This is a genomic window from Gordonia sp. BP-119 (genome assembly GCF_016924115.1).
Lineage (GTDB): Bacteria > Actinomycetota > Actinomycetes > Mycobacteriales > Mycobacteriaceae > Gordonia > Gordonia hongkongensis.
Genome location: NZ_JAFFZF010000088.1, coordinates 1 through 2,083, shown reverse-complemented (window position 1 = coordinate 2,083; position 2,083 = coordinate 1). Strand labels below are relative to the sequence as shown.

At 69.5% G+C, this 2,083-nt stretch carries 1 protein-coding gene; it reads left to right on the top strand.

Features of this window, described 5'->3' with window-relative positions:
- Window positions 1–36: 36 nt before the first annotated feature.
- On the top strand, window positions 37–2,083 hold a 2,047-nt coding region (locus JW364_RS23905; RefSeq protein WP_307814828.1), incomplete at its 3' end, for a condensation domain-containing protein.

Below are 2,083 nucleotides of genomic sequence, written 5' to 3'. Positions count from 1 at the left end.
TTGTATCGGACGGGTGATCGGGTGCGGTGGAGTGGTGTGGGTGAGTTGGAGTATGTGGGTCGTGTTGATTTTCAGGTGAAGTTGCGGGGGCAGCGGATCGAGTTGGGGGAGATCGAAACCGTCCTCGCGAGCGCCGACGACGTGGTCTCGGCAGTCGCGGTGGTGCACGACGACCGGTTGGTCGCGTACGTCACCGGACCCGACGAGTCGGCGGTGTCGCGGCTACGAGACCATGCCGCCCGCAGGCTCGCGTCGTACATGGTTCCCGACACCGTCATGGTGCTCGACGCGTTGCCGCTGAACACCGCGGGCAAGGTCGACCGAAAAGCCCTGCCCGCACCGGATCTCTTCTCCACTCGACGGGTGGAACCGGACACGGACACCGAGCGCGCGATCGCCGGCATGGTCGTCGAGGTGCTCGGCCGTGGTGGGGACGCCACGGCGATCTCGGTGACGGACAGCTTCTTCGAGATCGGCGGACATTCACTGTCGGCCACTCGGGTGGCGGCGCGGGTCGCTCACGTGTTCGGTGTGCCGTTCGGCGTTCGTGAACTCTTCGATGCACCGAGCGTGCGCGCGATGGCTGCTCTCGTCGACGCGACCCGTCGCACCGACAGCGGTTCACCCGCCGAGACAGCAGACCTCGGTTCGATCCCGCGTCCTGCCCGCCTCCCGTTGTCGCCGGCGCAGCAACGCATGTGGTTCATCAACCAGTTCGATCCGGGGTCATCGGCCTACAACATCCCGTTCGCCCTACGGGTGCGTGGTCGTCTCGACGTCGTCGCCTTGCGCGCGGCACTCGCCGATGTGATCGACCGGCACGAGGTGCTGAGGACGCGTTACCCACAGGGCCCGGATGGCCGGCCGTGGCAGGACATCGCCGCGGCTGACGACGTCACCGTCGACCAGTGGTGGCGGACCGCCGGGGTGGAGACGCTGTCCGCGGAACCGTTCGACGTCACCCGCGACCTCCCGATCCGTGCGGGCATCCTCGGAGCCGATCCCGACGACCACGGTGCCGACGACCGCGGTGCCGACGACCGCGGGGCACACGACCACGTGCTGGTCGTCGTGCTGCACCACATCGCCGCCGACGGCGAGTCACTGGCGCCCCTGGTCGACGATCTCCTGCACGCGTACCGGTCCCGCGTCGAGGGTCGCGCGCCTGTCCGTCCTCCGCTCCCGGTGCACTACGCGGACGTCGCGCTCTGGCAGGAGCGCGCCCTGGGCTCGATCGACGATCCGGACTCCGAACTCGGCAGGCAGTCGCGCTGGTGGCGCGATCACCTGGCCGGCCTGCCCGAGGTTCTCGAGTTGCCCACCGACCGACCCCGGCCGCCGGTGGCGTCCCTCCGCGGGGCGGTGGTGGACCTCGACCTGCCCGAGGGTCTCGCACCCCGCATCGAGTCGTTCGCCCGCGCACACGGCGTGACCGTGTTCATGGTCTTGCACGCGTCGGTCGCGGTGGTGCTGTCCCGGTTGTCGGGGACGTCGGACATCGCGGTCGGTTCACCGGTGGCCGGCCGTGGCCGTGCCGAACTCGACGCCCTGATCGGCATGTTCGTCAACACTCTGGTCCTACGCACGGAGGTCGACGCCTCGGCCACCTTCGAGCAACTGGTCCGGTTGGTGCGCAACACCGACCTCGATGCGTTCGCCGCTGCCGACGTGCCCTTCGAGTACCTCGTCGATGCCCTCGCCCCGGCGCGCAGCGAGGCGTTCGCGCCGCTGACCCAGGTGCTGCTGACCCTAGAACAGACCTCCGTGGGGGAGTTGTCCGCGCCGGGACTGACGATCACGCCCGTCGAGGCCGGTGCGCCCGCTGCCCGGTTCGACCTCATGATCGGGATGTCCGCCGATCGGGACGACGCCGGTGCCCTCGCCGGCCTGGCCGGCCGGATCGTGTACGCCACCGACCTCTTCGACGAGCCTACGGTGCGACGCATCGGTGCGCGGATCGTCGACGTCCTCGACGCGGGCCTCGCCGATCCCGACGTGATCGTCGGCGACATCGACCTCGTCGACGCCATCGAGCGCGCCGCCATCGAGGGTTGGTCGCGTGGTGTGGAGGTGGGGTTGGGGT